This is a genomic window from Niveispirillum fermenti (assembly GCF_048066175.1).
Classification (GTDB): Bacteria; Pseudomonadota; Alphaproteobacteria; order Azospirillales; family Azospirillaceae; genus Niveispirillum; species Niveispirillum fermenti.
On sequence record NZ_JBLTXA010000028.1, the window covers coordinates 38,672 to 62,789 of the forward strand.

Consider the following 24,118-nt stretch of genomic DNA (forward strand, 5'->3'; position numbering starts at 1 on the left):
ATCTGCATGACCGCTCGCCCTTCCCGTCTTTTCCTTCCCCTGCTGCTGGCCGGAACGGCGTTGCTGACCGGCTGCGCACATGGCGATTACGGCACCACCACGTCCCCTGTCACGCCGCAGGCCGCCTGGCAGCGGGCCGATGCGTCCGTGGCGTCCACCCCCTGGCCGGCGGCTGACTGGTGGGGCGGCTTCGGGTCGGCGGAGTTGCTGACCCTGCTGGGGGATGCCCGCGCCGCCAATCCGGACCTGGCCGCCGCCGCGGCGCGGCTGGCGCAGGCCGATGCCCGGGCGCGGGCCGCGGGTGCCGCCCTGCTGCCCACCCTGGGGGCCAGTGCCGGCCTCAGCCGTCAGGAAAGCGATGCCTCGGGTCCCGGCGGGCGCAGTGGCCGGACCAGTTCCAGCCTGGGGCTTTCCGCCGCCTATGAGCTGGATTTCTGGGGGGCGAACCGCGCTGCGGCCGACAGTGCGGCGGCCGGCGTGGTCATCAGCCGGCTGGACCAGGAAACGGTGGCCCTGACCGTGACGGCGGGGGTCGCCAACGGCTATTTCCAGGTCCTGTCCCTGCGCGACCGTGTTCGCAGCGCAGAGGAAAGCCTGGCGCTGGCCGAGCGGGTGATGGCGGTGGTCGATGCCCGCTATCGCAACGGCGCCGCCACGGCGCTGGAGGTGGCCCAGCAGCGCAATGCCCTTGTCAGCCAGCAGGCTGCCCTGCCGGCCCTGCGCCAGCAGGAGGTGGCGGCGCTGAACAGTCTGGCCGTGCTGCTGGGGCGTGCCCCGGCCGACCTGTCGGTGTCGGGCACGGGCCTGGGCGGCTTGGGCCTGCCCGCCACGGGCGTCGGCGTGCCGGCCGATCTGCTGGAACGCCGGCCCGACCTGAAGGCTGCTGCCGTGCAACTGGAGGCGGCGGGTGCGGACATCGTGGCCGCCCGCGCCGCCCTGTACCCCGCCGCCACGCTGAACCTGTCCGGCACCCTGACCGGTGCCGGCCTGTCCAGTCTGGTCGATGCGCCCGGTGCGGTGGCCAGCCTGGGCCTTTCCCTGGCCCAGAGCCTTTTCGACGGCGGCCGCCGCCGTGCCCAGGTGGAGGTGGCCCAGGCCCGCCGCGTGGAACTGGTGGAAACCTATCGCAAGGCCATCCTGACCGGCTTCTCCGATGTGGAGACGGCGCTGGCCCAGGCCCGCAACACCGAAAGCCAGCGGCGTTTTCAGGAAGAGGCCGTGCGGCTGTCGCGGGAGCTTTTCCGGCTGGCTGAAACCCGTTACCGGGAAGGGGCCGTGGACCTGTTGACCCTACTGGACGCCCAGCGTTCGCTGTTGTCCGCCCAGGACCAGTTGACACAGGTGCGTCTGGCCGAAATGCAGACCGCCATCGCCCTTTTCCGCGCCCTGGGCGGCGGCTGGTCCGCGGCCTGAGGGCGGTGGGGCGCTTTCCGGCGCCCTTTGGATGTGTCCGGTATCCGCTGCTGCCGAGGCCGGGTGGGGGCTCGTCGGGTGATAACCGCCCGCAACGGGCAAAGATGAATATTTTGAGCAATGTTCATTTTTGTGACGCCCGTCACACCGGGCCTCTGCCTGCTTTGTCACAGTGCCGGCGCGGTGATGGCTGGGGCGAAGGGCCGGGGCCGCTTCCAAAGGATCGGAGAGAAATCGATGAACACCCGTTCGATCGGGCGGTTGCGCATGGCTGTCGCCATGTCCGCCCTGCTTTCATCCATCTCTGCCACCGCCGTCCATGCGCAGGCGGACCGGCCGGATGATGGCTGGTATGTGCGGCTGGGCGTGCTGGGGGGCGTCATGCCCGACTATGAAGGATCCGACAGCTATAGAATCCGTCCCCTGCCGGATGTCGAGATCACCTACGACAACCGCTTCTTCCTTTCCCGCCAGGGGCTTGGTGCCAATCTTGTCAGCAACGACAATCTGACCCTGGGCGCGGCCATCGCGTTTGACAGCGGGCGCTCGTCAAAGCGCGATGCGGCGCTGGCCGGTTACCGCAATGTCGGCGATACGGCCCTTGGCCGCATCTTTGCCGAGTATACGATCGACCGGCTGATGCTGTCGGTGGATGTCGCGACCGACCTGCTGGGTGATGGCCATAAGGGGACGGAAGCGACCCTCTCCGCCACCTGGATGTTCAATCCCGCCGGTCGCACCATGCTGCTGGTCGGCCCGTCGCTGACCTGGGCCAGTGATGATTACATGCATTCCTATTTCAGCACCACGGCCGACCGGCTGCGGCCGGCGGGCGGTTCGGCCGCGGTCCCGCCGGGATCGCGCACGGGATACAGGGCCGGGGCGGGGCTGAAGAATGCCGGCCTTACGGCCATCATGATCCATCCGCTGGGCGAGAACTGGTCGATCACGGGCTTCGCGGGCTATTCCCGCCTGCTGGGCGATGCTGCCGACAGCCCGTTCGTGAAGGATAATGGCAGCCGTGACCAGGTGATGGGCGCGCTGGGCCTGTCCTACACGTTCTGACGCCGCTTCAGGCGCTGCCCGTCGAACGCCAGAAGGGGGGGCGGAATTTTCCGCCCCCCCTTCTTTCCCATGTTCGTCGCTCCGCAGGGTCAGGCCGTGCGCTTGGCGCTGATCATCTCCATGATCTCCGCCGCGGCCTTCGGGATGTTGGTTCCCGGGCCATAGATGGCGGCCGCACCGGCCTTCAGCAGGAACTCGTAATCCTGGGGCGGGATGACGCCGCCGCAGACGATGAGGATGTCGCCCGCACCCTGTTCCTTCAGGGCGGCGGCCAGTTGCGGGACCAGTGTCTTGTGGCCGGCGGCGAGGCTGGAGACGCCGACGACATGGACGTCGTTTTCGATGGCCTGACGGGCGGCTTCTTCGGGCGTCTGGAACAGGGCACCGACATCGACGTCGAAGCCGATATCGGCGAAGGCGGTGGCGATGACCTTGGCGCCACGGTCATGGCCGTCCTGGCCCATCTTCACCACCAGCATGCGGGGGCGGCGGCCTTCCTGCTCGGCGAAGGCGGCCACGTCCTTCTGGATCTGCTGGAAGCCGGCATCCCCCTCATAGGCCGCGCCATAGACGCCGGAGACGGAGCGGATGGTGGCGCGGTGGCGCGTGAATACCTCTTCCATGGCGTCGGAAATCTCCCCGACCGTGGCGCGGGCACGGGCGGCATCCACCGCGAGCGCCAGCAGGTTACCGGATTTCTCGGCCGCCGCCTTGGTCAGGGCGGCCAGGGTCTCGCGCACCTTGGCTTCGTCACGGCTGGCGCGGATGCGCTGCAGCAGGGCCACCTGTGCCTCACGCACGGCGGTATTGTCGATGTCCAGCACGTCCACCTTTTCCGGATTCTGCGGACGGTACTTGTTGACGCCGACGATCACCTCCTCGCCCCGGTCGATGCGGGCCTGACGCCTTGCGGCTGCCTCCTCGATCATCAGCTTGGGCAGGCCGCTTTCCACGGCCTTGGTCATGCCGCCCATCTCCTCCACCTGATCGATCAGCTTTTCGGCGGCTTCGGCCAGCGAGGCCGTCAGATGCTCGACATAGTAGCTGCCGCCCAGCGGATCGACCACATGCGGGATGCGGGTTTCCTCGGCAATGATCAGCTGGGTATTGCGGGCGATGCGGGCGCTGAACGGCGTGGGCAGGCCCAGGGCCTCGTCGAAGCTGTTGGTGTGCAGGCTCTGCGTGCCGCCCATGATGGCGGCCATGGCCTCAATCGTGGTGCGGATGACATTGTTATAGGGGTCCTGCTCCGTCAAGGACACGCCCGAGGTCTGGCAATGGGTGCGCAGGGCCAGCGAGCGGGCATCCTTGGGCTGGAAATGCTTCTCCATCAGCTTGGCCCAGAGCAGGCGGGCGGCGCGCAGCTTCGCCACCTCCATGAAGAAATCCATGCCGATGGCGAAGAAGAAGGACAGGCGCGGGGCGAACTTGTCCACGTTCAGGCCCTTGGCCAGGGCGGCGCGGACATATTCCATGCCGTCGGCCAGCGTGAAGGCCAGTTCCTGCACCGCCGTGGCCCCGGCCTCCTGCATATGGTAGCCGGAAATGGAGATGGAGTTGAACTTGGGCATGAAATTCGCCGTGTATTCGATGATATCGGCGATGATCCGCATGCTGGGTTCGGGCGGATAGATATAGGTGTTGCGGACCATGAATTCCTTCAGAATGTCGTTCTGAATGGTCCCGGACAGCTTGGCCGTGTCGACACCCTGTTCCTCACCGGCCACGATATACATGGCCAGGATGGGCAGAACCGCCCCGTTCATGGTCATGGAGACGGACATCTTGTCGAGCGGGATACCGTCGAACAGGATCTTCATGTCCTCCACGCTGTCGATGGCCACGCCGGCCTTGCCGACATCGCCCACGACGCGGGGATGGTCGCTGTCATAGCCGCGATGGGTGGCCAGATCGAAGGCCACCGACAGGCCCATTTGCCCTGCGGCCAGGTTCGCGCGGTAGAACTTGTTGCTGGCCTCAGCGGTGGAGAAGCCCGCGTACTGGCGGATGGTCCAGGGCTTCACCGCGTACATGCTGGCGCGCGGGCCGCGCGTGAAGGGGGCGAAACCGGGCAGGGTGCCCACGCTTTCCAGCCCTTCCAGGTCCTCGGCGGTATAGAGCGGCTTGACCGCCAACCCCTCCGCCGTCGTGCGGGTCAGGTCTTCAAGCTTCGCGTCCTTGCCCACATCCTTGGCGGCGAGGGCTTCCCAGTCGGCGAGATTCTTGGGCGGGAACTGGGTCATCTCTTGGGGCTCCAGGCTTCTAAAATGTTTATTCGTCATCCTCGCGTATGCGGGGATCCAGCAAGAGCGGCGTCTGTCGCGATACGGTTCATATCGGCGCTGACCACGCCTTACGCTGGATCCCCGCTTTTACGGGGATGACGGTAGAGAGGTGGCAAATGTAGCCCGTTCACTCGAACTCGATGATCTTCTCATCCACCGCGAGCGAAGCGCCCTTGGCGGCATGGACCTTCTTTACCGTACCGTCGGCTTCGGCGCGCAGGATGTTTTCCATTTTCATGGCCTCCACCACGGCCAGTTCCTGGCCGGCCTTCACCGCCTCGCCTTCCTTCACCGACACCGACACCAGCAGGCCCGGCATGGGCGACAGCAGGTACTTGGACATGTCGGGCGGCAGCTTGACGGGCATCAGTTCCGCCAGTTCGGCTGCGCGCGGGGTCAGCACATCCACCTGGAAGGCGAAGCCGCCATGGGTCAGGATGAGCGAGGTGCCCTTGCGGTCCACCTGAACCGTCATGAAGACCCCGCCGACAGTGCCCTGCCACAGTGTCTGACCGATCTCCCAGTCCCCGATGACGGTCAGCGGGCCATTGGCCAGACCGACCGTGGTGGCCCCCCCCGTCACGGCCAGATGGGCCGGATGGTTCTGCCGTTCGGCGCGGGCCACCCAATCCTGGGACACGTGCAGGCCGTGGCCCGCCATCTGGCCGGACACCATGGCGTCACGGCTGGCGATGCGTGCATGCAGGACCGTGGCGAGCGCCAGCAGGCGGTCGCGCACGGCGGGGTCCGGCGTCAGGCCGTGGAACCCGTCGGGATATTCCTCGGCGATGAAATTGGTGGTCAGGCGGCCGTCGCGGAAGCGCTGCTTCTGCATCAGCGAGGTAAGGAAGGAGATGTTGTGTCCCACACCGCGGATCTGGAACCCGTCCAGCGCATCGGCCATGGCGTCCGTCGCCTGCTCGCGCGAAGGTGCCCAGGTGATCAGCTTGGCGATCATCGGATCGTAATACATGCTGATCTCACCCCCCTCATACACGCCGGTATCGACGCGGATGATGGAGCCGTCCTCGCGCTTGCCCTCCACGGGCGGGCGATAGCGGGTGACGCGGCCGGTGGACGGCAGGAAGCCGCGGGTCGGCTCCTCCGCATAGACGCGCGCTTCCAGCGACCAGCCATTGATGCCGATATCGGCCTGGGTGAGGGGCAATTCCTCCCCGGCGGCCACGCGGATCATCAGTTCGACCAGATCCAGGCCGGTGATCATCTCCGTCACGGGATGTTCCACCTGCAGGCGGGTGTTCATCTCCAGGAAGTAGAAATTGCGGTCCTTGTCCACGATGAACTCGACCGTGCCGGCGGAACGATATTGCACGGCCTTGGCCAGCGCCACCGACTGTTCGCCCATGGCCTTGCGCGTGGCCGCGTCCAGGAACGGGCTCGGCGCCTCCTCGATCACCTTCTGGTGACGGCGCTGGATGGAGCATTCACGCTCGTTCAGATAGACGACATTGCCATGCGCATCGGCCAGAAGCTGGATTTCGATGTGACGCGGCTCGGTGATGTATTTCTCCACGAACACGCGGTCATCGGCAAAGCTGGACCGCGCCTCGTTGGTGGCCGACCGGAAGCCCTCGCGCACCTCCGCATCGTTCCAGGCCACGCGCATGCCCTTGCCGCCGCCGCCGGCCGAGGCCTTGATCATGACGGGATAGCCGATGTCGCGGGCGATGCCGACGGCTTCCTCGTCATCCTTGATCACGCCCAGATAGCCCGGAACGGTGGACACGCCGGCCGCCTTGGCCAGCTTCTTGCTCTCGATCTTGTCGCCCATGGCGCCGATGGCATGCACATCGGGGCCGATGAAGACGATGCCGGCCTGCTTCAGCGCCTCGCAGAAGGGGGCTTTCTCCGACAGGAAGCCATAGCCGGGATGCACCGCCTCCGCCCCGGTCTGCTTGCACGCCTCGATGATCTTGTCGGCGATCAGATAGGATTGGGCCGACGGCGCCGGGCCGATATGCACGGCCTCGTCCGCCATTTCCACGTGCAGCGCGCCGGCATCGGCGTCGGAATAGACGGCCACCGTCTTGATGCCCATGCGGCGGGCGGTCTTGATGACGCGGCAGGCGATTTCGCCACGGTTGGCGATGAGGATTTTCTTGAACATGGGGGCCGGTGACCTTCGTGGCTGGTGCTTGCGCGGCGTGTTCGGGGCGTAGGAGAGACCAGAGGTTCCGCTTCATCTACCGCCACCCCCGGCTTGTCGCCGGGGTGACGGTTGAGAGGGGGCGATGGCGGAGCCCTTAAATCCTCCCTTACAGCGGCAGGTTGTCGTGCTTCTTCCAGGGGTTCTGGAGCTGCTTGTTCTTCAGCATCGACAGCGCCTTGCACAGGCGGCGGCGGGTATTGTGGGGCATGATCACGTCGTCGATATAGCCACGGCCCGCCGCCACGAAGGGATTGGCGAATTTCTGCCGGTATTCCTCTGTCCGCGCCTCGATCTTGGCAGCGTCGCCGATATCGCCACGGAAGATGATCTCCACAGCACCCTTCGGCCCCATCACGGCGATCTCCGCGCTGGGCCAGGCATAATTGACGTCGCCGCGCAGATGCTTGGACGCCATCACGTCATAGGCGCCGCCATAGGCCTTGCGGGTGATCAGCGTCACCTTGGGCACCGTGGCTTCCGCATAGGCGAACAGCAGCTTGGCGCCATGCTTGATGATGCCGTTATATTCCTGGCTGGTGCCGGGCAGGAAGCCCGGCACGTCGACCAGCGTCACGATGGGGATGTTGAAGGCATCGCAGAACCGCACGAACCGCGCGGCCTTGATGGCGCTGTCGATGTCGAGACACCCGGCCAGCACCATCGGCTGGTTCGCCACGAAACCGACCGTGGAACCCTGCATGCGGCCAAAGCCGGTGATGATGTTCTTGGCGTATTCCGGCTGGATTTCGAAGAAGTCGCCCTCGTCCACGATCTTCAGGATCAGTTCCTTCATGTCGTAGGGCTTGTTGGGATTGGCGGGGATCAGGGTGTCCAGGCTCATTTCCGGCCGGTCGGCCGTGTCCGGCGTGGGGCGCGACGGCGGCTTCTCGCGGTTGGACAGCGGCAGGAAATCCACCAGGCGGCGGGTTTCCAGCAGGGCCTGCACATCATTCTCGAACGCCAGGTCGGCGACGCCGGACTTGGAGGTGTGGGTCACGGCCCCGCCCAGTTCCTCCGCCGTCACCACCTCATGCGTCACCGTCTTCACCACGTCGGGGCCGGTGACGAACATGTATGATGAATCCTTCACCATGAAGATGAAGTCGGTCATGGCCGGCGAATAGACGGCGCCACCGGCGCACGGTCCCATGATCAGGCTGATCTGCGGGACGACGCCCGACGCCAGCACGTTGCGCTGGAACACTTCGGCATAGCCGCCCAGGCTGGCCACGCCCTCCTGGATGCGCGCACCGCCGCTGTCATTCAGACCGATGACGGGGGCGCCCACCTTCATCGCCTGGTCCATGATCTTGCAGATCTTCTCCGCATGCGCTTCCGACAGGGACCCGCCGAAGACGGTGAAATCCTGGCTGAACACGAAGACCAGACGGCCATTGATGGTGCCATGGCCGGTGACGACGCCGTCGCCCGGCACCTTCTGCGTCTGCATGCCGAAATCGGCGCAGCGATGTTCGACGAACATGTCCCATTCTTCGAACGAGCCCTCGTCGAGCAGGATCTCGATCCGCTCCCGCGCCGTCAGCTTGCCCTTGGCATGCTGGCCCGCGATGCGCTTCTCACCGCCGCCCTGACGGGCACCGGCCCGCATCTCCTCCAACCGCACCAGCACATCCTGCATGGGAAATCCGCCCCTTGGGAAAGGTTCATGGGAATTTAGGCGGAGTTTGCAAATTCCAGGGCGTCGTGAAAAGGCGTGGATGGGTGTGGAATTGCGAAGGCGGTGATGGTGAATTGCAAATTTTGCGAATTTGCAATTCACCATCAAATCCGCGTTGCCGGCCCAGATGGGGCGACGGGCAGGGGCGGGGTGCCCCTTAGCGGTGCGTCCTGCCGAACAGCCTGTCGACCAGTCCCTGGACCCGTGCGAAGGCCGCGCGGGCGCCGTCGGCCGCGTGGGCGTCCTGCGTGCTGGACAGGGGGATGGCATCCAGGGCTGACGTGAAGGTCCGCCAGTGCAGGCCGCGTCCCGCCGCTGCCCCTGCCAGATGGCGGGCGCCGAAGCGTTCCGACAGGCCTAGCTTCGCGGCTTCCTTCAAAAGGTATGCGGCGCCCAGGTTGGACCCTTCCGCGACGTACAGCCAGCCCAGCGCCGTGGGCAGGTCCATCGGCGCACCGGGTGCAAAGACCGGTTCGGTGTCCGGTATGGCGAAGTCGGCCGGCCCGTGCCCCAGGTCCTGCTGATCCTGTGTGATCAGGTCCAGCCGGCGACCCGCCGCCAGACCCGGCAGAAGGGTATTCAGCGCCGGGCTGACGTAAAGCGCATCGACATCGCGATGAAAGGCATGCTGCACGGCCAGGAACAGGGCATAGCGCTCGCGGCTGGCAAACGGGTCCCGCCGCATGATGGCCTGGTCCAGCCGGGTATGCGCGGGGCCGGTTGCGGCCTTCAGATGCTGCGCGCGGCCGGCATCCGCCGGTGCCGGCCGGCCATGTTCCGTCGTGCGGAAGGTGTTTTCTGCGGATCGAGGTTGCACGATGTGTCAGGCGTAGTGGCGTTTCGCGGGGGAGTTTTCCGGGGCGGGGAAGTCCGGGCCGGCGGCACCGCCGGGTCCCGACAGCATCTCGCGCACCCGGGTCACCAGAATGCGGGTTTCAAATGGCTTCTGCAGAACCTGGCATCCCGGTTCCAGAATACCCGTGCCCAGCGTGACATCGAAGGCATAGCCTGTCATGAACAGGACCCCCAGGCCGGGACGCCGCTCGCGCGCCGCCTCGGCAAGCTGGCGCCCGTTCATGCCGGGCAGGCCCACGTCGGAGACCAGCAGGTCCAAACGCAGCCCGTCATCCAGCAGGGCCAGGGCCTGCGCGCCGTCAGATGCCTCCACCACCTGCAGGCCGGCATCCTGCAGGGCCTGCACGGCGACCATGCGGACCAGCACTTCGTCCTCCACGATCAGCACGGTGCCGCTGGTCGCGTTGCGGGCCTCGATGGTGGCGGCCACCACCGGTTCCCCGGCCTGTTCCAGCCGGCCCTTCTCGCTGCGCGGCAGAAACAGATGCACGGTCGTGCCCCGGCCGGGTAGGCTTTCGATGCGCACCACCCCGTTGGACTGGCTGACGAAGCCATAGACCTGGCTCAGCCCCAGTCCGGTGCCCTGCCCGATGGGTTTGGTGGTGAAGAAAGGGTCGAAGGCCCGGGCGATGATGTCCGGGGCCATGCCGGAGCCCGTGTCGCTGACCGACAGGCGCACATAATCGCCGGGCTGGCCCCCGTGCGTCAATTCCGCCTCCGTCAACCGGGCATTGGCGGCGGTGATGGTGATGCGGCCGCCATCCGGCATGGCGTCGCGCGCGTTGACCACCAGGTTCAGCAACGCGATCTCCAACTGGTTGGCATCGCACCAGGCGGGCCAGATGCCGGGCGGGGCCTCGGTCCGGATGCTGACCTGCTCGCCCACCGTGCGGCCCAGCAATTCCTCCATGCCCCGGATCAGCGTGCCGGGCTCGGTCTCGTCGGGGCGCAGGGGCTGGCGCCGTGCAAAGGCCAGCAGCCGCTGGGTCAGCGCCGCCGCGCGTGCTGCGGCGGCCTTGGCATTGGTCGTATGCGCACGAAGCCCGTCGCGGTCATCACCGTCGATGCGGGCATTCAGCAGTTCCAGGTTGCCCGTGATGGCGGTCAACAGATTGTTGAAATCATGGGCGATTCCGCCGGTGAGCTGGCCCAGCGCATCCATCTTCTGGGCATGGCGCAGCGCTTCTTCCGCCCGTTCCCGCTCCGCTTCGGCGCGCAGGCGGGCGGTGACATCGACGATGGCGTCCATGGTGCGCAGGAAGCGGCCCTGTTCGTCCCGGTCGATACGGGCCGATACCAGGATGTCGGCCACTTCCCCCGACCGTTTGATGATCTGATAGGGCAGGTCGCGGACCACGCCTTCACGCATCAGTTCCGGCCAGCGGCTTTGCAGGTGCAGCCGGGCATAGTCGGGGGGCATGAATTCCGTGATGTGGCGGCCGATCACCTGGGACCGGTCATCGTAACCCATGAATTCCAGCCAGCGGTCGCTGACACTCAAAAGCCGCCCCTCGCTGTCCAGCGAATGCAGCGGCACGGGCGTCTTGGCATAAAGGGCGCTGAGGTCGGCCTGGGCGCGCTTGCGCTCGGCCACCTCCGCCCGCAGCTTGGCATTGGCGGAGATCAGCTCCCCGGTGCGCGCATCCACCAGCCGCTCCAGTTCCTCCCGGCTTTCCGACAGGGCCGTGCGGAACTTGATGGCGTCATCGATGTCGGTGCAGGTACCGAACCAGCGGATGATCTGGCCATCCTTGTCATAAAGCGGCAGGGCGCGGCCCAGGAACCAGCGGAAAACGCCGTCATGGCGCCGCAGCCGGTACTCGATCTCATATTCCTCGCCAGTGGCCACGGCGGTGCTCCAGCGATCCTGCGTGCGCCGCCGGTCGTCGGGATGCAGCACCGCCAGCCAGCCGTCACCGATATTCTCGCCGTTTTCCGCCCCGGTATAGTCGTGCCAGTTGCCGTTCAGATAATCGACCGCGCCCTGGGGCTGTGCCGACCAGACAAGTTGCGGCATGCTTTCCGCCAGGGCGCGGAACTTTGCTTCCGCCTGCTGGCGTTCGACCAGGATGCGCGCCTCGTCGATGGCACGGTTGACGGCCGCGGCCAGGCGGACAAGCCGTTCCTTCAGCACATAATCGCGCGCGCCGTGGCGCAGCGCCTCGACGGCCAGTTCCTCCCCCATCTTGCCGGACAGGAAGATGAAGGGTGTGTCGGGCGCCCTGTCCTGGGCGATCTGCAAGGCGGACAATCCGTCGAAGCCGGGCAGCACGAAATCGGCCAGGACCAGATCGAACCGTGTCGTTCCCAGTGCGTCGGTGAAGGCCTCGCGGGTTTCAACACGGGTGATTTCGCATTCCAGTCCGGCTTTGCGCAGGTGCGCCCCGACCAGTTCGCAATCAAGCGGGCTGTCTTCCAGATGCAGAATATGGATGGCGTCGGGCATTTGGTCAGGCGCCCTTGCCCGTTTCGCTTTCCATCGGCGCGCCTGCCGGCTGTGGCCGGCGGGCGCAGCCCACGGGGGGCTCGTTCACGATGGCCCAGAAGACACCCAGGTCGCGGATGGCCTGGAAGAAATCCTTGAAATTCACCGGTTTCACGACAAAGGCGTTGACCCCGTGGCGGTAGGAGCGCAGCAGGTCGGTCTCCTCGCGCGATGCGGTCAGCATCACGATGGGCACGTGGCGGGTGTCCGGGTCGCTCTTGACCCTTTCCAGCACTTCCAGCCCGTCCACCTTCGGCAATTTCAGGTCCAGCAGCACGACGGCAGGCAGCCAGGCCGGCTGGCCGCTCTCCGGGTCGCGGCGGGTCAGCAGCGCCAGCGCCTCCTCCCCGTCACGGGCTACGACCACGTCATTGGCAAGCTGGCACTTGTCCAGCGCCGCCAGGGTCAGTTCAAGGTCCCGCGGGTTGTCCTCCACCAGCAGGATGGGTTTCAGGTCACGCATTCATTTCCCTTTTGTCCGGTGCCGCCGCCTCGGCCTTTGGCAGCGTGAAGTAGAAGGTGGCACCGTCATTGATGCGCCCCTCGGCCCAGGTCCGACCACCATGCCGGTCGATGGCACGCCTTACATTGGCAAGACCGATCCCGATCCCCTCGAACTCCTCGTTCCGGTGAAGCCGCTGGAACACCCCGAACAATTTCTTGTCATATGCCTGATTGAACCCAACGCCGTTGTCCCGCACCCAGAAAACCGTTTCGTCCGCCTTATATTCATAACCCACGGCGATGCGCGCGGGTTCCCGGCCTCTTGTATACTTGATGGCGTTGGACAGCAGGTTTTGCAAGACAAGCCGGATCATGGTGGGATCGCCCCGCACCACGGGCAGCCGGGCCAGATCCCATTCAATGGCCCGTCCGGCGGCCTCCGGCGCCAGCACCTCCCGAACATCGCGGACCAGATTGTCCATGTCGATGGCGACCGATGTCAGGGCGCTGCGGCCCATCTGCGAAAAATGCAGCAGGTTGTCGACCAGGGACCCGGCGGTATTGGCCGCATCCACGATCGTGTCCAGATAGCGCCGCCCGGTTTCGCTGAAGCGTTCCGCCTCCAGTTCCTGCAAAAGCTCGGCGAACCCGACGATATGCCGGAACGGCGCCCGCAGGTCGTGAGAGATCGAGTAGGAAAAGGACTCCAGTTCCTTGTTGGACCGGGTCAGTTCCCGCGACAGGGCGGCGAGTTCCTCGGCCTTGCGCAGCACGATGCCGATGATGGCGTGGCGCAGGTCGGCCGCGGTCTCCCGCTCCGCCTCGCTCCAGGGCAGCGAGCGGTGGCGCACGATCTCCTTCCATTCCTCGAAGGACCGGCGGGGGTCCAGTCGGGTCGGGTTGCCGGTGGAAGCCGCCGGCTTGCGCGGATCGCCGCCCCAGCGGACGGTGCGCACCACTTCCGGCCGAAACCACAGGATATAGCTGGCATGCAGCTTGGACACCGCGATGGCCAGCAGGCCGGCCGCCTTGCCCCGGAACGCGGCGGCCGGTGGATAAAGATCGGGCAGGGTGTCGGTGGCGAAAATCTCCGGCTCCCCCTGCTCGGACAGCCATCCGACCAGGGATCTGACAGCCGCCGTCCCGGGCGTGTCACCCACCAGCGCACAGGTTTTTTCGAACACGATCGCGGCACCGGTCGCACCGGCGAAGCGCAGCAGTTCATCCGGCACATCCTGCAAGCCGGCAATGAAAGGGTCGGCCTGGGCCATGGCGGCCAGCAGGCGGGCCTGGATGGCCTTCAGGGCGATGCGGCTCTCCGCGTCACGGCGTTCCTCCACGGCGGCGATGCGGACTGACAGGATCTGGGCGATCAGGTCACAGGCCGCCCGCACGGCGTAGGATACGGCCCGCGGCTGCCGGTGGTGGCAGGAGATCAACCCCCACAGCCGCCCGCGCAACAGGATCGATACGGACATGGACGAGGCCGTCTCCATGTTCCGCATATATTCGACATGCACGGGGGATACGCTGCGCAACACGGAAAAGCTGAGATCGAGAGGCTCTCCCGTCGCGGGGTTCAACGCGGGCAGGACGGGGACGGGCACATAGCCGGCATCGGGGATCTGCCGCTGCCGGTTCAACCGGTAAAGATCGCGGGCCTGTGCCGGAATGTCGGAAGCGGGGAAGCGCAGGTCCATGTAGGAGGGAAGGCGGCCATTGCCATCTTCCCCCACCACGGTGCCATGCCAGTCCGCATCGAAGCGGTAGATCAGGACGCGGTCGAACCCTGACAGCCCCCTGACCTCCTGCGCGGCGCAGGCCAGTATTTCCGCCGGGGTCTCCAGCGCCTCCATCCGTTCCAGCGCGTCGCGCATCCGTGGATAGACGCGGTCGATCAGGCCATTGCCGTCGGACAGCCATTCCAGTTCCACGATGGCGGCCCCGTCCGGGCCGCCATGGGCCAGAACCTGGACCGTGCCGGAACCGGGCAGATCGACGATGGCCAGGGGCGTGGAGCGGTTGGACAGGCGCGGCTCGGTCAGGAAGTCGGCCACGGGACCCGACAGCAGGGGATGCAGTGCCTCCACCGGTGTCAGGCCCAAGGCCCTGTCGATGCCCGTCACAAGGGCGGGGGCGGCATTGGTGCTGGCCTGCGTCAGCCGCCAGGCACCCTCTCCACCCGGGGGGCCTTCCCGCGTGAAGGCCAGCAACATGCCGTGGGGCTGGATGCTGCCGGGAATGTGGATCGGTTCCCGGCTGCACAGGTCTAAATCGATATCAGCGTTCGTCATCGCATCCCGCAATATCTGTTCCTGTCCGGTTCAAGCCATCTCCATTGCCAACCCGGCCTGCGGTGCCACCGGTCGGGTCGCGTCATATATTCGGGCCGCACCGGCGGCGGCCGGGGGGAACCCAGCCTAGCCGGTTTCAGCCCGGCCTTAAAGAGACGATGGTATGTCGCACCCACGAACGGGACCATGGTCACAGCCTCGCCTGTCCGTTCAACGGGTGCGGGCATGATCGGTCTCCGCCTGTTCGGCCATGCATGCCGGCCCGACTTCGGCGGGCCAGTCGCCGTCCGCCAGCGGTTCTATGCGCTCGAAGGCGGCACGCGGCATCAGCAGGCACAGCCCGTCGGCATCGAAACGGACCTGTTCGCGCGCGACGGCCCGCAGGCATTCGTCGACGCCCCCGACACCCCCGCTGGCCACCACCACATAGCTGATTTCGCCAGACGCGCATTCGACCAGCGCTTCCACGCTCTTGCCCAGCGTGCTGCCCCCGTTGTCCCGTACCGGCATGCCGGAAAATGCCGTGGCCGTGAACAGGGTCGGGGCGGCCGACCGGCGGCTGGCAAGGGCGGCGGCGCGGCCCCCATCCTCATAGGCGCGCTGGCGGCCCAGCCAGCGCCAGATACCCACCATGTTGACGCCGGTCAGGAACAGGTTCGTGGCCAGCAGCCCCGATTGGTCGGTGGCCCACCCGACGACGGACCAGCTTATCGAGCCCAGCGTGAAGACGACGAAGCCCCAGCCGGTCACGCGCGCACCCAGGTTGGATGCGGTCATCATGGCGGCGATCATGGTGGCGGCCGGTGCGACCCAGCCGGCGATGGTATCAGGTTCCATGGGCTTCCTTCCCGTTGCGGGGCTGGTTTCAGGGGGGCAATGCGAGGGCGGCAGCCACGGCCGGTGCGCAACTGCTGATCCCCAGCACGGGAAACAGCGTCAACAGGGTGGCACCCAGCCCCGTCCAGGCGCCGATCCGGACGATCTCCGCTGCCCGGCCGTTCCCCTGCTTCCGGCCCAGCCACAGGGCAAGCGCCAGCCCGCCTGCCAGGAAAAGCACCCAGAGCAGGATCAGGATCACATGGTGCAGGCTGCCGAGGGGGGTGGCAACGGCCGGCCAGCCCCAGGCACAACCGGCCCCGTGTACAGCATAGAGCAGGGAAAACCCGACGGCCCACAGCAGCGGGCCCAGCAGCGCACGCAGGGGCCAGGTCATGAGAGCACCTCCTGACCGGCGATCACCAGGACAAGAATGGCGGTGGTTGCACCCGTATAATCCTGCCAAAGGCGCCAGAGCGGGCCGGCCCCGACCCGGCCGGGAGCGATACGACCGTCGCGGCGCTGTACCTGACAGAGCAGGGCCAGCATCAGGCCCACCACGACATGGAACAGGCCATGGGCCAGGGCGGCGGCGCGCAGGGCATCACGGGCATGCCGGGTCGGATCGTCCAGCAGCGGTGCCAGCAGGCCCAGTGCCGCCAGGGCCAGCAGCAGCGCCGCCATCGCCGGCACCGCCCCCGCCGCCTGTTCCCGCCGGGACCAGACCGACGCGGCACCCAGTGCCGCCAGGGCGACCGCCGCCAGTCCGGCTGCCAGGGTGCCGGTGGGGCCGCCCGCCAGCCCGCTGGGCGGCGGGGGCCAGTTCGGTGCGACCACCGACAGAAAGCCGATGGCGAACAGGAAGCAGGCGAACAGCGTGCCGTTGGCGATCAGCGTACAGACCATGCCCGTCCTTGCCAGCCCGTCCGGCACATGCCAGTGCAGCGGCAGGGCCAGGCCCGGCGCCACCGGCACGGGTGGATGATCATGAACCGCGCCGGTACCGCGATGCCATTGCCAGACGGTGACGGCGATGGCCAGCAGCCCCAGCGGGGCCAGCCCGTAAAGGCCGAACAGCAGCATGAGCACGAAAAGCCCGATCACGGCCGCTGTGGTGATGGGCAGCAATGTGTTGCCGGGCAGGACCGCGACATGGCGCGGCTGTCCATCGGTAACGGATACCACCAGCGTCTCGCGCCGGCCGCGCGGCGCGCCGGGCAGCAATCCCTCGCCCCGGGCCAGCGACAGTGCCGACCCGCCATCGGCGGACCGCGGCAGGGAGGCGATATTGTAGCTGGGGGCCGGCATCGGCATCTGCCATTCCATGGTCCCGGCCCCCCAGGGGTCGCGGCGGGCCCGCCGCCCCAGCAGGCATTGCAGCAGGATATCCAGTGCGAACAGCGCGAACCCCGCCCCCATGACGAAGCTGAAGATGGAACTGACCAGGTTGGGCACGATCCATTCCGGATTGCCGGCATAGACATCGATGCGCCGCGGCATGCCCAGCAGGCCGGTCAGATGCATGATCAGGAAGGTGCCGTGAAAGCCGATCAGCACCATCCAGAAGGCAGGATGGCCCAGCCCCCTTATATGGAGCCGCCCCGTGATCAGGGGCAGCCAGTAGGTCACGGCCGCCATCATGGGAAAGACGAAGCCGCCGATCAGCACGTAATGCAGGTGTGCGGTGACGAAGGCGGTGTCATGGGCCTGCCAGTTGAAGGGCACGATGGCCAGCATCACGCCCGTCAGCCCGCCCATGACGAAGGTGGCGAAGAAGCCCATCAGGTAAAGCATGGGCAGGCGCATCTCCGGCCGGCCCTTCCATAGGGTGCCGATCCAGGCGAAGACCTGCACGGCCGTCGGTACCGCCACCAGGGCCGACGCGGCGGAGAAGAAGGCCAGCGCCATGTGTGGGATGCCCACGGTGAACATGTGGTGGACCCAGAGCCCGAAGCTGAGGAACACCAGACCCAGGATGGCCCCCACGATGGCGCCATAGCCGACGATGGTGGTCCGTGACATCACCGGCAGGATGGTGGAGATGGCACCGGCCGCCGGCAGGAAGATGATATAGACCTCGGGATGGCCGAACAGCCAGAACAGGTGCTGCCAAAGCAGCGGATCGCCGCCGCGCTCCACGTCGAAGAAGGGCCAGCCAATGGCCCGTTCCACCTCCAGCAGCACCGACCCCAGGATCAGCGGGGGGAAACCCACCAGCATCATCACCGACGTGCCCAGCAGGTACCAGGCCATCAGCGGCATGTCGGTCAGCCGCATGCCCGGTGCGCGCATGCGCAGGATGGTGACGGTGATCTCCACCGCTGCCGACACGGCGGAGATTTCCACGAACGTGACACCCAGCAGCCAGACATCGGCATTGATGCCGGGGCTGTATTCCTTGCCAGACAGGGGCGTGTACATGAACCAGCCGCCATCCGGCGCCACCCCCGCCAGCAGGGCCAGCAGCAGGATCGTGCCGCCGAACAGGTAACACCACCAGCCCAGTGCCGACAGCCGGGGAAAGGCCAGGTCGCGTGCGCCCAGGATCTTGGGCAGCAGATACATGCCCAGCCCTTCCAGCATGGGAATGGCGAACAGGAACATCATGATGCTGCCATGCATCGTGAAGATCTGGCTGTAATGCGATGGCCCCAGGAACGCGCCTTCCGGCGTGGCAAGCTGCGCCCGGATCAGCATGGACAACAGCCCGGCCACGGCGAAGAAGAAGAAGGACGTGACCATGAACCGCAGGCCGATCTCGCTGTGGTTCACCGAGGATAACAGCCCGCGCAGCCCGGCGGGCCGGCCCCACACCGCCGACAATTCACGATGCAGCGGCAGGGCGCGGCGGGGGGTGTTGGGGGGGATCGGCGTCATGGTCCGTCCTCCGCGGCCAGGGGTGAGAAGACGGGCGGTGCCGCGGGCGGATAGGCCAGCACCTCGAACTGCATGCCGGCATAGCCCGGTCCGGAGAATTCCGCCGACCGGCCCCGGTAGATGCCGGGCTGGTTGGCCTCCAGCCGCAGCAGGTTGGGGCGGCCGGGGATGGCATCCATCTTCCCGGCCAGTTTCGGCACCCAGAAGCTGTGGATCACATCCTGCGTGGTGATCACGACATCCACGGGCCGGCCGGCCGGGATATGCAGGCGGTCCCGCGTTTCCACCATGCGTCCCTCTGCGTCGGGCTGGCGGAACCGCCATTCCCATTGCCGGGCAATGGCCTCCACGCGCATCACTGGCGGGCCCTGACCGGGCGTCACGGGGTGGGGTTGCTGGCGTTCACCGGCCCACAGCCCGGCCCCGACCAGCGCCACCAGCACCGTCAGGGTGAAGCCCACGCCCAGCCCGTGCGTCCAGAAGCGGCCGCCGGGCTGACGTGCGACGGGGCGGCGGAAGCCGATGGCCACCATTGCCATGACCATTATGGTCAGCATCGTGGCGCCCGCCAGCATGACCCACCACAGGATGGCGACCCGTTCCGCGGCGGGCCCCTGCGGGTCCAGCGTTGAAAACGGGCCGCCGCATCCCGCCAGCATCAAGGGAACCAGCAGGGATGTCAGCCGTTCGCTTGGCAGGGGGCGGCGCCGGCCTGCCCCCGCCCGGCAACCGAAAAAGGTCCTGCACCCATGGCCCCATCCGCACAGCCACCGCAACCACCCTCGGCTTTGACCGCCCGACCGCGCAAATCGTGGCGCCGTTTTCGCGACCCCATCCATGAGCATCGCAATTTCCGTCTGACCGAAAGCCGCATCGCCATTGCCGGCCATCCGCTTCATGCCATGCTGGTGGCCTTTCCCATCGCGCTGTGCATGTGTACGCTGGGGGCCGACGCGCTTTATTGGTGGACGGGCGACCTGTTCTGGCCGCGCGCGGCGCTGTGGGCCTCCGGTGTGGGCTTCCTGATGGGTCTGCTGGCCGGCATTGCCGGCACGGCCGAACTGTTGCTGGTACCCGGCATCCGGATCCGGGCGGCAAGCTGGACCCATTTCATCCTGGCTGTGATGCTGCTGTCGCTGCTGGGTGCCAATTGGGGCCTTCGCCTGACCGATCCGGCCGGCGCCGTCCTGCCCTGGGGCCTGCTTCTGTCCTTTCTGGCGGCCGGCATGACGGGCATGACCGGCTGGCACGGCGGCAAGCTGGTCTTCGATTATGGTGTGGGTACGCAGCAGGATCACAGGCTTCCCCCTTGAGGCACCAGCAGCCAGCCGGGCATGGACTTGCGCAGGCCGTCCAGGTCCGGCTTGGCCAGGACCAGGAACAGCACCGCCAGGATCAGCGGCAGGACGATGAACAGCCCGGCCAGCGGCCGCTTGCCGCGATGCGCCCGCCGCTCCTCGCCCGAGCGCTGGATCAGGTGCCCGAACCAGGCATGGATCAGCACCATGCCCGCGACGAAGGCGAGCTTGGCCAGGAACCAGGGCGCAAAGGTTTCGGCCAGGAACATCAGGACCGTGCCGGCCGCGATGGCCACCAGGGCGGCCGGTGTGGCGATATAGGCGTAGCCGATATGGGTGATCAGCCGGAATTCCACGAACTCCCGCGCGCCGCGGGCCCGTCCATGGACATGCAGCAGGACGGGCAGGGTGATCAGGGCTGCACACCAGGACAGCAGGCCCGCGATATGCAGGAACTTCACCGCCGCGATCATGAAAAGGCCTCACGCCGCCAGGCCCGCGCTGCCACCAGCCCGGCGATTGCCGCCAGGGGCAGCAGGCCCGGCACCCACATGACAAGCCCGGCAAGCTGCTGGTCCGCCAGCGGATCGGTGCCCCAGGCCAGCGCACCCGGCCGGTGCTGCGGATAGAGCACATCGCCGGCGAAGACCAGCACCGCCCCGATCAGCCCCATGACCCCGGCCAGCCCGCCGATCAGCACGGCGGATACGACCATGGTCCCCGCATCTCCCGAACGGCCGCCCTGCAGCACGCCCGACCAGAAGCCCCAGGCCGGCACCAGCAGCAGTCCCTGCATCAGCCAGTAGATCGTCGTCCCGTTCCAGGCGGCGGCATAGACCGCCGGGACATGCCAGAGCACCAGGGCCGCAGCCGTCAGGCAGAAGAAGGCACCCGGTCCGGGGCGGGCTTTTGGCAATGCCACGGCGAACAGGGGGGCCGCCACCCCCACCAGCAGCAGATGATGCAGGGCGCGCACGCTGAAAAGGGCCGTGGTCAAGGCGCAGAGCGGGGAGACGAAGGCCAGCACCAATGCCAGCCAGCCGGCAACGAATACAAGGGGTCGCCGCGAAAGGACCGTGCCGGCCACCACCAGCAGTCCCAGCGCCAAAAGCAATGGCGGGTCCAGATTCCAGGCGGTCCAGGCCGCGGCCGGCGCCGGTGCCGGTCCGCAATAAGGAATGCTGCCTCCTGCCACATCTTCCATGGACCGCCCCTTTCCTTGTGGCTGGCGTCCGCCGGGTCCGCGGCCCGTCGAACGCCCCTTTGGAAGGCAACGCCCCTGACGGCATTTGGTTTCATGCCGGTATGGTCGGATGTGGCGGGTCCCCCTGAACCCCTTGTTTCAGGGCGACGGGGCGGCCAGGGCCAGCAGGCCGGCCGTTGCCGCGGCGTCACCGTCGAACAGGCGGCTGGTCAGGCCCAGATGGGCCAGCGCCTCGGCGAAGCACCGGCCCAGGGCGGGGTCGGCAATGATGGTGACGGGCAGGCCGGGCGCCGGGCGATACCGGGACAGGGTGCCGGCGCAATCCTGGCCGATCAGCAGGCCCGACAGGAAGGAAAGGCCCCAGGCCGGTCCGCGTCCTTCCCGCAATTGCCGGCTGCGGGTTTCAAAAAGCAGGTGGGGCAGGGTTGCGCCCTGTTCCTCCATCCCGCGGGCGAGACCGGCCTGGAAGGCGGGGCCATTGTCGGGTTCCAGCCCCTCCGTGCCCTGTCCCAGGATGCTGTGCCGGCGCAGGGTGGCGAAAAGCTCGCCGGTCATGGCGGTCTGGAAATGCGTGACCTGTCCGTCCTTCAACAGCACCCATTTGCTGTGCGGGCCGGGAAGGCAGAGGATTTGCCGTCCATGGGCCAGGTCGGGCAGGCTGGCCATGGCGCCCAGAATCCGCGTTTCCTCTCCGCGCATGATGTCGGGCGCCCCCAGCGGATTGGTGCAGGACAGGCCGGGCGCGATGGCCACCGCGTGCCCGGCGGCCATGAACCGGACCAAGCCGTGCCGTATCGCCGCGGGTGTCGCCGGACAGGGAAGATAGGGGGTCTCCCGCCATCCCAGTCCGGAACCGACCATGCCGCAGAGATAGACGGGCAGGGCACCGTGCCTTTGCGACCAGGGGGCCGTCAGTGCCAGCAATGCCGCCTTCGCCCCGCCCGCGACGGCCGTGATGCCGGGACCCGTCAGGCTGTCCACCATCCGGCCGTCACGGCAAAGCAGCAGCCGCAGCCTGTGGGCGCCCCAGTCGCCGGCGATGAAGCTTGTCTGATCCATGCCTGTTCCATTCCGGCCCGGGCGATATCAGGGCGCGTACCGGTCAATTATTATATTATTAATAATCTAAATTAACTCAACCCCTTCAGTGCGGCAATGAAGGCGGCGGCGTGGGCGGCGACCTCTTCCGGGCTGTGGCCGGGCCGGTAGAGCATGGAGCCGATACCAAAGCCGCTGGCCCCCGCCGCGCGCCAGACGGCCATGTTGTCCGGGGTGATGCCGCCGACCGGCAGCACGCGCAAGGTGCGCGGCAACACGGCGCGCCAGGCCTTCAGCACGGTGGGTGATGCCCCTTCGGCCGGGAACAGTTTCAGTGCTGTGGCGCCGGCACCCAATGCCGCGAAGGCTTCCGTGGGTGTGGCCACGCCGGGCAACGAGACCAGTCCGCGTGCCGCCGTCGCGGCGATCACCCCGGTATCGGCATTGGGAGAGATGATCATGCTTCCGCCGGCATCGGCGACCGCGGCGACGGCATCGACCGACAGCACGGTTCCGGCCCCGATCACGGCCCGATCGCCGGCGATGCCGGCCAGGCGGGCGATGCTTTCCAGCGGGTCGGGGGAGTTCAGCGGCACCTCGATCAGGGTGAAGCCGGCCCCGATCAGCGCCTCACCGACGGGAACGGCCTCATCCGGCGTCAGGCCGCGCAGGATGGCGACCAGGGGGCAGCGGGCGAAGGCCCGGTCGAAATCGTGGATAGTGTTCATGGACAATGGCTTTCGATGGCGATGATGCCGGCAAGGAAGGCGGCATGGCTGTCGATCAGGGAGGCCGCATGGCCGTTGGCGTGGATGGCGGCGACATAAAGATCGCCCAGTTCCGGGCCGGACAGGATATGGACCGTGTCGGGCGGGCTGTCGGCCAGCCGTGCCGTGACATCGCTGCCGATCAGCAGGCCGCTGGCATAGGCGGCGGCATCCGCATCGTCGCGGGTGCCCAGCATGCGGGCGGCGCGGATGCCGAACAGCGAGGCGGCGAGATCGCGGCGCCTGGCCTCCTCCACCCCGGCCAGGAAGGCCGCGGTCACCCCGACGGCGCCGGAAAGCTGCGGGGCCAGCAGGCTGTGGCTGCGCAGCAGGGCGAACAATTCGCCCGTCATGGCCGTGGTGAAGCCGGTCAGGCGTCCGCCTTCCATACGCGCCCATTTGCAATGGGTGCCGGGTTGGACCAGCAGCGCATCGGGAGGGGCCAGCCCGGCGGCGACCGCACCCAGCAACTGCACCTCCTCCCCCCGCATCACGTCCGGCCGGCCGCCGGCCAGGGTGGATACCCCCGGCACGATGGCGGTCCGGTCATCGATGCGCAGCAGGCTGCGGGCCAGATCCCCCACCCCGGCGGGCGCTGCGACATAGGGGGCCGGCCGCCAGCCGATATTGGCGCCCACCATGCCGGCCAACAGCATGGGCAGGTCACCGAAGGCTGCGCGGATGCCCTCGACCTCGGCCGCGAAGTCCGTGACGGCCGTGACGCCCCTGCCGTCGCGCTCGGTACGGGTGACCCGGCCGTTCTCGATCCTGTAGACCCTGCGGTTGGTGGTTCCCCAGTCGACGGCAAGGAATGTGTTGGCCATGGGATCACCACCAGGTCGCGTAGAGCGCGATCAGGATCAGGATGACGCCGATGCCCGCGATGTTGAAGGTGGTCGGCGTGGTGAAGGAGATGCCCTGCATGGAGATGCGGTTGGCATCGCCGCGGCCCTTGAAGGTCAGGCTGATGACCACGGCCAGCGCCAGACTGATCAGGAAGACGATGCCCATCCGGTTCATGAACGGGATTTCCGGCATCATCATCTTCAGGGCATAGGACAGGACGACCGACGCGATGGCGGCGGCAATGGCCCCGGCCTCGTTGGCCTTCTTCCAGAACAGGCCCAGCATGAAGATGACGGTGATGCCCGGCGTGAAGAAGCCGGAGAATTCCTGGATGAACTGGAAGGCCTGGTCCGATTTGCCCAGCAGCGGCCGGGCGGCGGCCAGCGCCATGATGACGGCGACGGCGGCGGCGATGCGCCCGACCAGGACAAGGTGCTTTTCATGCCCGCCCCGGCCGGCCTCCGCCTTGGAATTGATGCCGCGCGCCTTGGCATAGAGGTCCAGGGTGAAGATGGTGGCCACCGAGTTGATCTTGGACGCCGTCGACGCGATGATGGCGGCGATCAGGGCTGCGAAGACCAGC

Annotated in this window: 20 protein-coding genes; 3 read left to right on the plus strand and 17 right to left on the minus strand. The window is 67.1% G+C overall.

What is annotated here, in order from left to right; translation table 11 throughout:
* Positions 1–6 precede the first annotated feature (6 nt).
* Together ACM9LZ_RS20255 and ACM9LZ_RS20260 are read left to right on the plus strand one after the other, a co-directional pair.
* Positions 7–1,413, plus strand: coding sequence for an efflux transporter outer membrane subunit (locus ACM9LZ_RS20255; RefSeq protein WP_416621335.1), 1,407 nt, complete (start codon positions 7–9; stop codon positions 1,411–1,413).
* A 237-nt stretch (positions 1,414–1,650) separates the two neighbouring features.
* Positions 1,651–2,478 (plus strand): MipA/OmpV family protein, encoded by an 828-nt coding sequence (locus tag ACM9LZ_RS20260; RefSeq protein WP_416621336.1) that lies wholly within the window; start codon positions 1,651–1,653, stop codon positions 2,476–2,478.
* An 89-nt stretch (positions 2,479–2,567) separates the two neighbouring features.
* Here ACM9LZ_RS20260 and scpA read toward each other — a convergent pair whose 3' ends face one another.
* From scpA to ACM9LZ_RS20315, 11 genes are all read right to left on the minus strand, one after another.
* Positions 2,568–4,721 (minus strand): methylmalonyl-CoA mutase, encoded by a 2,154-nt coding sequence (gene scpA / locus ACM9LZ_RS20265; protein ID WP_416621337.1) that lies wholly within the window; start codon positions 4,719–4,721, stop codon positions 2,568–2,570.
* A 169-nt stretch (positions 4,722–4,890) separates the two neighbouring features.
* Entirely contained in the window at positions 4,891–6,891 is a 2,001-nt protein-coding gene (locus ACM9LZ_RS20270; protein WP_416621338.1) for an acetyl-CoA carboxylase biotin carboxylase subunit, read from the minus strand.
* A 148-nt stretch (positions 6,892–7,039) separates the two neighbouring features.
* Positions 7,040–8,572, minus strand: coding sequence for an acyl-CoA carboxylase subunit beta (locus ACM9LZ_RS20275; protein ID WP_416621339.1), 1,533 nt, complete (start codon positions 8,570–8,572; stop codon positions 7,040–7,042).
* Between the two features lie 196 nt (positions 8,573–8,768).
* Positions 8,769–9,428, minus strand: a complete 660-nt coding sequence (locus ACM9LZ_RS20280) for a biliverdin-producing heme oxygenase (protein WP_416621340.1) — start codon at positions 9,426–9,428, stop codon at positions 8,769–8,771.
* 6 nt (positions 9,429–9,434) lie between these two features.
* Complete coding sequence (locus ACM9LZ_RS20285; protein ID WP_416621341.1) at positions 9,435–11,912, minus strand: response regulator; 2,478 nt, start codon at positions 11,910–11,912, stop codon at positions 9,435–9,437.
* A gap of 4 nt (positions 11,913–11,916) precedes the next feature.
* Positions 11,917–12,414 carry a response regulator gene (locus ACM9LZ_RS20290; protein WP_416621342.1) on the minus strand — a complete coding sequence of 166 codons (498 nt, stop codon included), beginning with the start codon at positions 12,412–12,414 and terminating at the stop codon, positions 11,917–11,919.
* On the minus strand, positions 12,407–14,689 hold the full coding sequence (locus ACM9LZ_RS20295; RefSeq protein WP_416621343.1) for an ATP-binding protein: 2,283 nt from the start codon (positions 14,687–14,689) through the stop codon (positions 12,407–12,409). Before ACM9LZ_RS20295 ends, ACM9LZ_RS20290 begins: the two co-directional genes overlap by 8 nt.
* 210 nt (positions 14,690–14,899) lie before the next feature.
* A complete protein-coding gene (locus ACM9LZ_RS20300; RefSeq protein ID WP_416621344.1) occupies positions 14,900–15,526 on the minus strand; it encodes a PRC-barrel domain containing protein in 627 nt (208 codons plus the stop codon).
* Between the two features lie 28 nt (positions 15,527–15,554).
* Positions 15,555–15,902: a hypothetical protein gene (locus ACM9LZ_RS20305; RefSeq protein WP_416621345.1), complete on the minus strand. Its 348-nt coding sequence runs from the start codon at positions 15,900–15,902 to the stop codon at positions 15,555–15,557.
* Positions 15,899–18,382 carry a cytochrome c oxidase subunit I gene (ctaD, locus tag ACM9LZ_RS20310; protein WP_416621346.1) on the minus strand — a complete coding sequence of 828 codons (2,484 nt, stop codon included), beginning with the start codon at positions 18,380–18,382 and terminating at the stop codon, positions 15,899–15,901. The genes ACM9LZ_RS20305 and ctaD overlap by 4 nt, the downstream gene beginning before the upstream one ends.
* Positions 18,379–19,041 carry a cytochrome c oxidase subunit II gene (locus tag ACM9LZ_RS20315; protein ID WP_416621347.1) on the minus strand — a complete coding sequence of 221 codons (663 nt, stop codon included), beginning with the start codon at positions 19,039–19,041 and terminating at the stop codon, positions 18,379–18,381. The genes ctaD and ACM9LZ_RS20315 overlap by 4 nt, the downstream gene beginning before the upstream one ends.
* A gap of 90 nt (positions 19,042–19,131) precedes the next feature.
* Between ACM9LZ_RS20315 and ACM9LZ_RS20320 the strand changes: the two genes are divergently transcribed.
* Positions 19,132–19,695, plus strand: coding sequence for a DUF2231 domain-containing protein (locus ACM9LZ_RS20320; RefSeq protein ID WP_416621348.1), 564 nt, complete (start codon positions 19,132–19,134; stop codon positions 19,693–19,695).
* Here ACM9LZ_RS20320 and ACM9LZ_RS20325 read toward each other — a convergent pair.
* The 6 genes from ACM9LZ_RS20325 to ACM9LZ_RS20350 all read right to left on the minus strand — a co-directional run.
* Positions 19,677–20,153: a CopD family protein gene (locus tag ACM9LZ_RS20325; RefSeq protein WP_416621349.1), complete on the minus strand. Its 477-nt coding sequence runs from the start codon at positions 20,151–20,153 to the stop codon at positions 19,677–19,679. The two genes, ACM9LZ_RS20320 and ACM9LZ_RS20325, sit on opposite strands and share 19 nt — an antisense overlap.
* A complete protein-coding gene (locus ACM9LZ_RS20330) occupies positions 20,150–20,884 on the minus strand; it encodes a cytochrome c oxidase assembly protein (RefSeq protein ID WP_416621350.1) in 735 nt (244 codons plus the stop codon). The genes ACM9LZ_RS20325 and ACM9LZ_RS20330 overlap by 4 nt, the downstream gene beginning before the upstream one ends.
* Positions 20,885–21,022: 138 nt before the next feature.
* The gene (locus ACM9LZ_RS20335) at positions 21,023–21,943 is read right to left on the minus strand and encodes a 2-dehydro-3-deoxygalactonokinase (RefSeq protein ID WP_416621351.1); all 921 of its coding nucleotides are present in this window, start codon (positions 21,941–21,943) and stop codon (positions 21,023–21,025) included.
* Between the two features lie 71 nt (positions 21,944–22,014).
* Positions 22,015–22,650, minus strand: coding sequence for a 2-dehydro-3-deoxy-6-phosphogalactonate aldolase (locus ACM9LZ_RS20340; protein WP_416621352.1), 636 nt, complete (start codon positions 22,648–22,650; stop codon positions 22,015–22,017).
* A complete protein-coding gene (locus ACM9LZ_RS20345; protein ID WP_416621353.1) occupies positions 22,647–23,513 on the minus strand; it encodes a 2-dehydro-3-deoxygalactonokinase in 867 nt (288 codons plus the stop codon). Before ACM9LZ_RS20345 ends, ACM9LZ_RS20340 begins: the two co-directional genes overlap by 4 nt.
* A gap of 4 nt (positions 23,514–23,517) precedes the next feature.
* The coding region (locus tag ACM9LZ_RS20350; RefSeq protein WP_416621354.1) for a sodium:solute symporter family transporter at positions 23,518–24,118 on the minus strand (601 nt) is incomplete at its 5' end.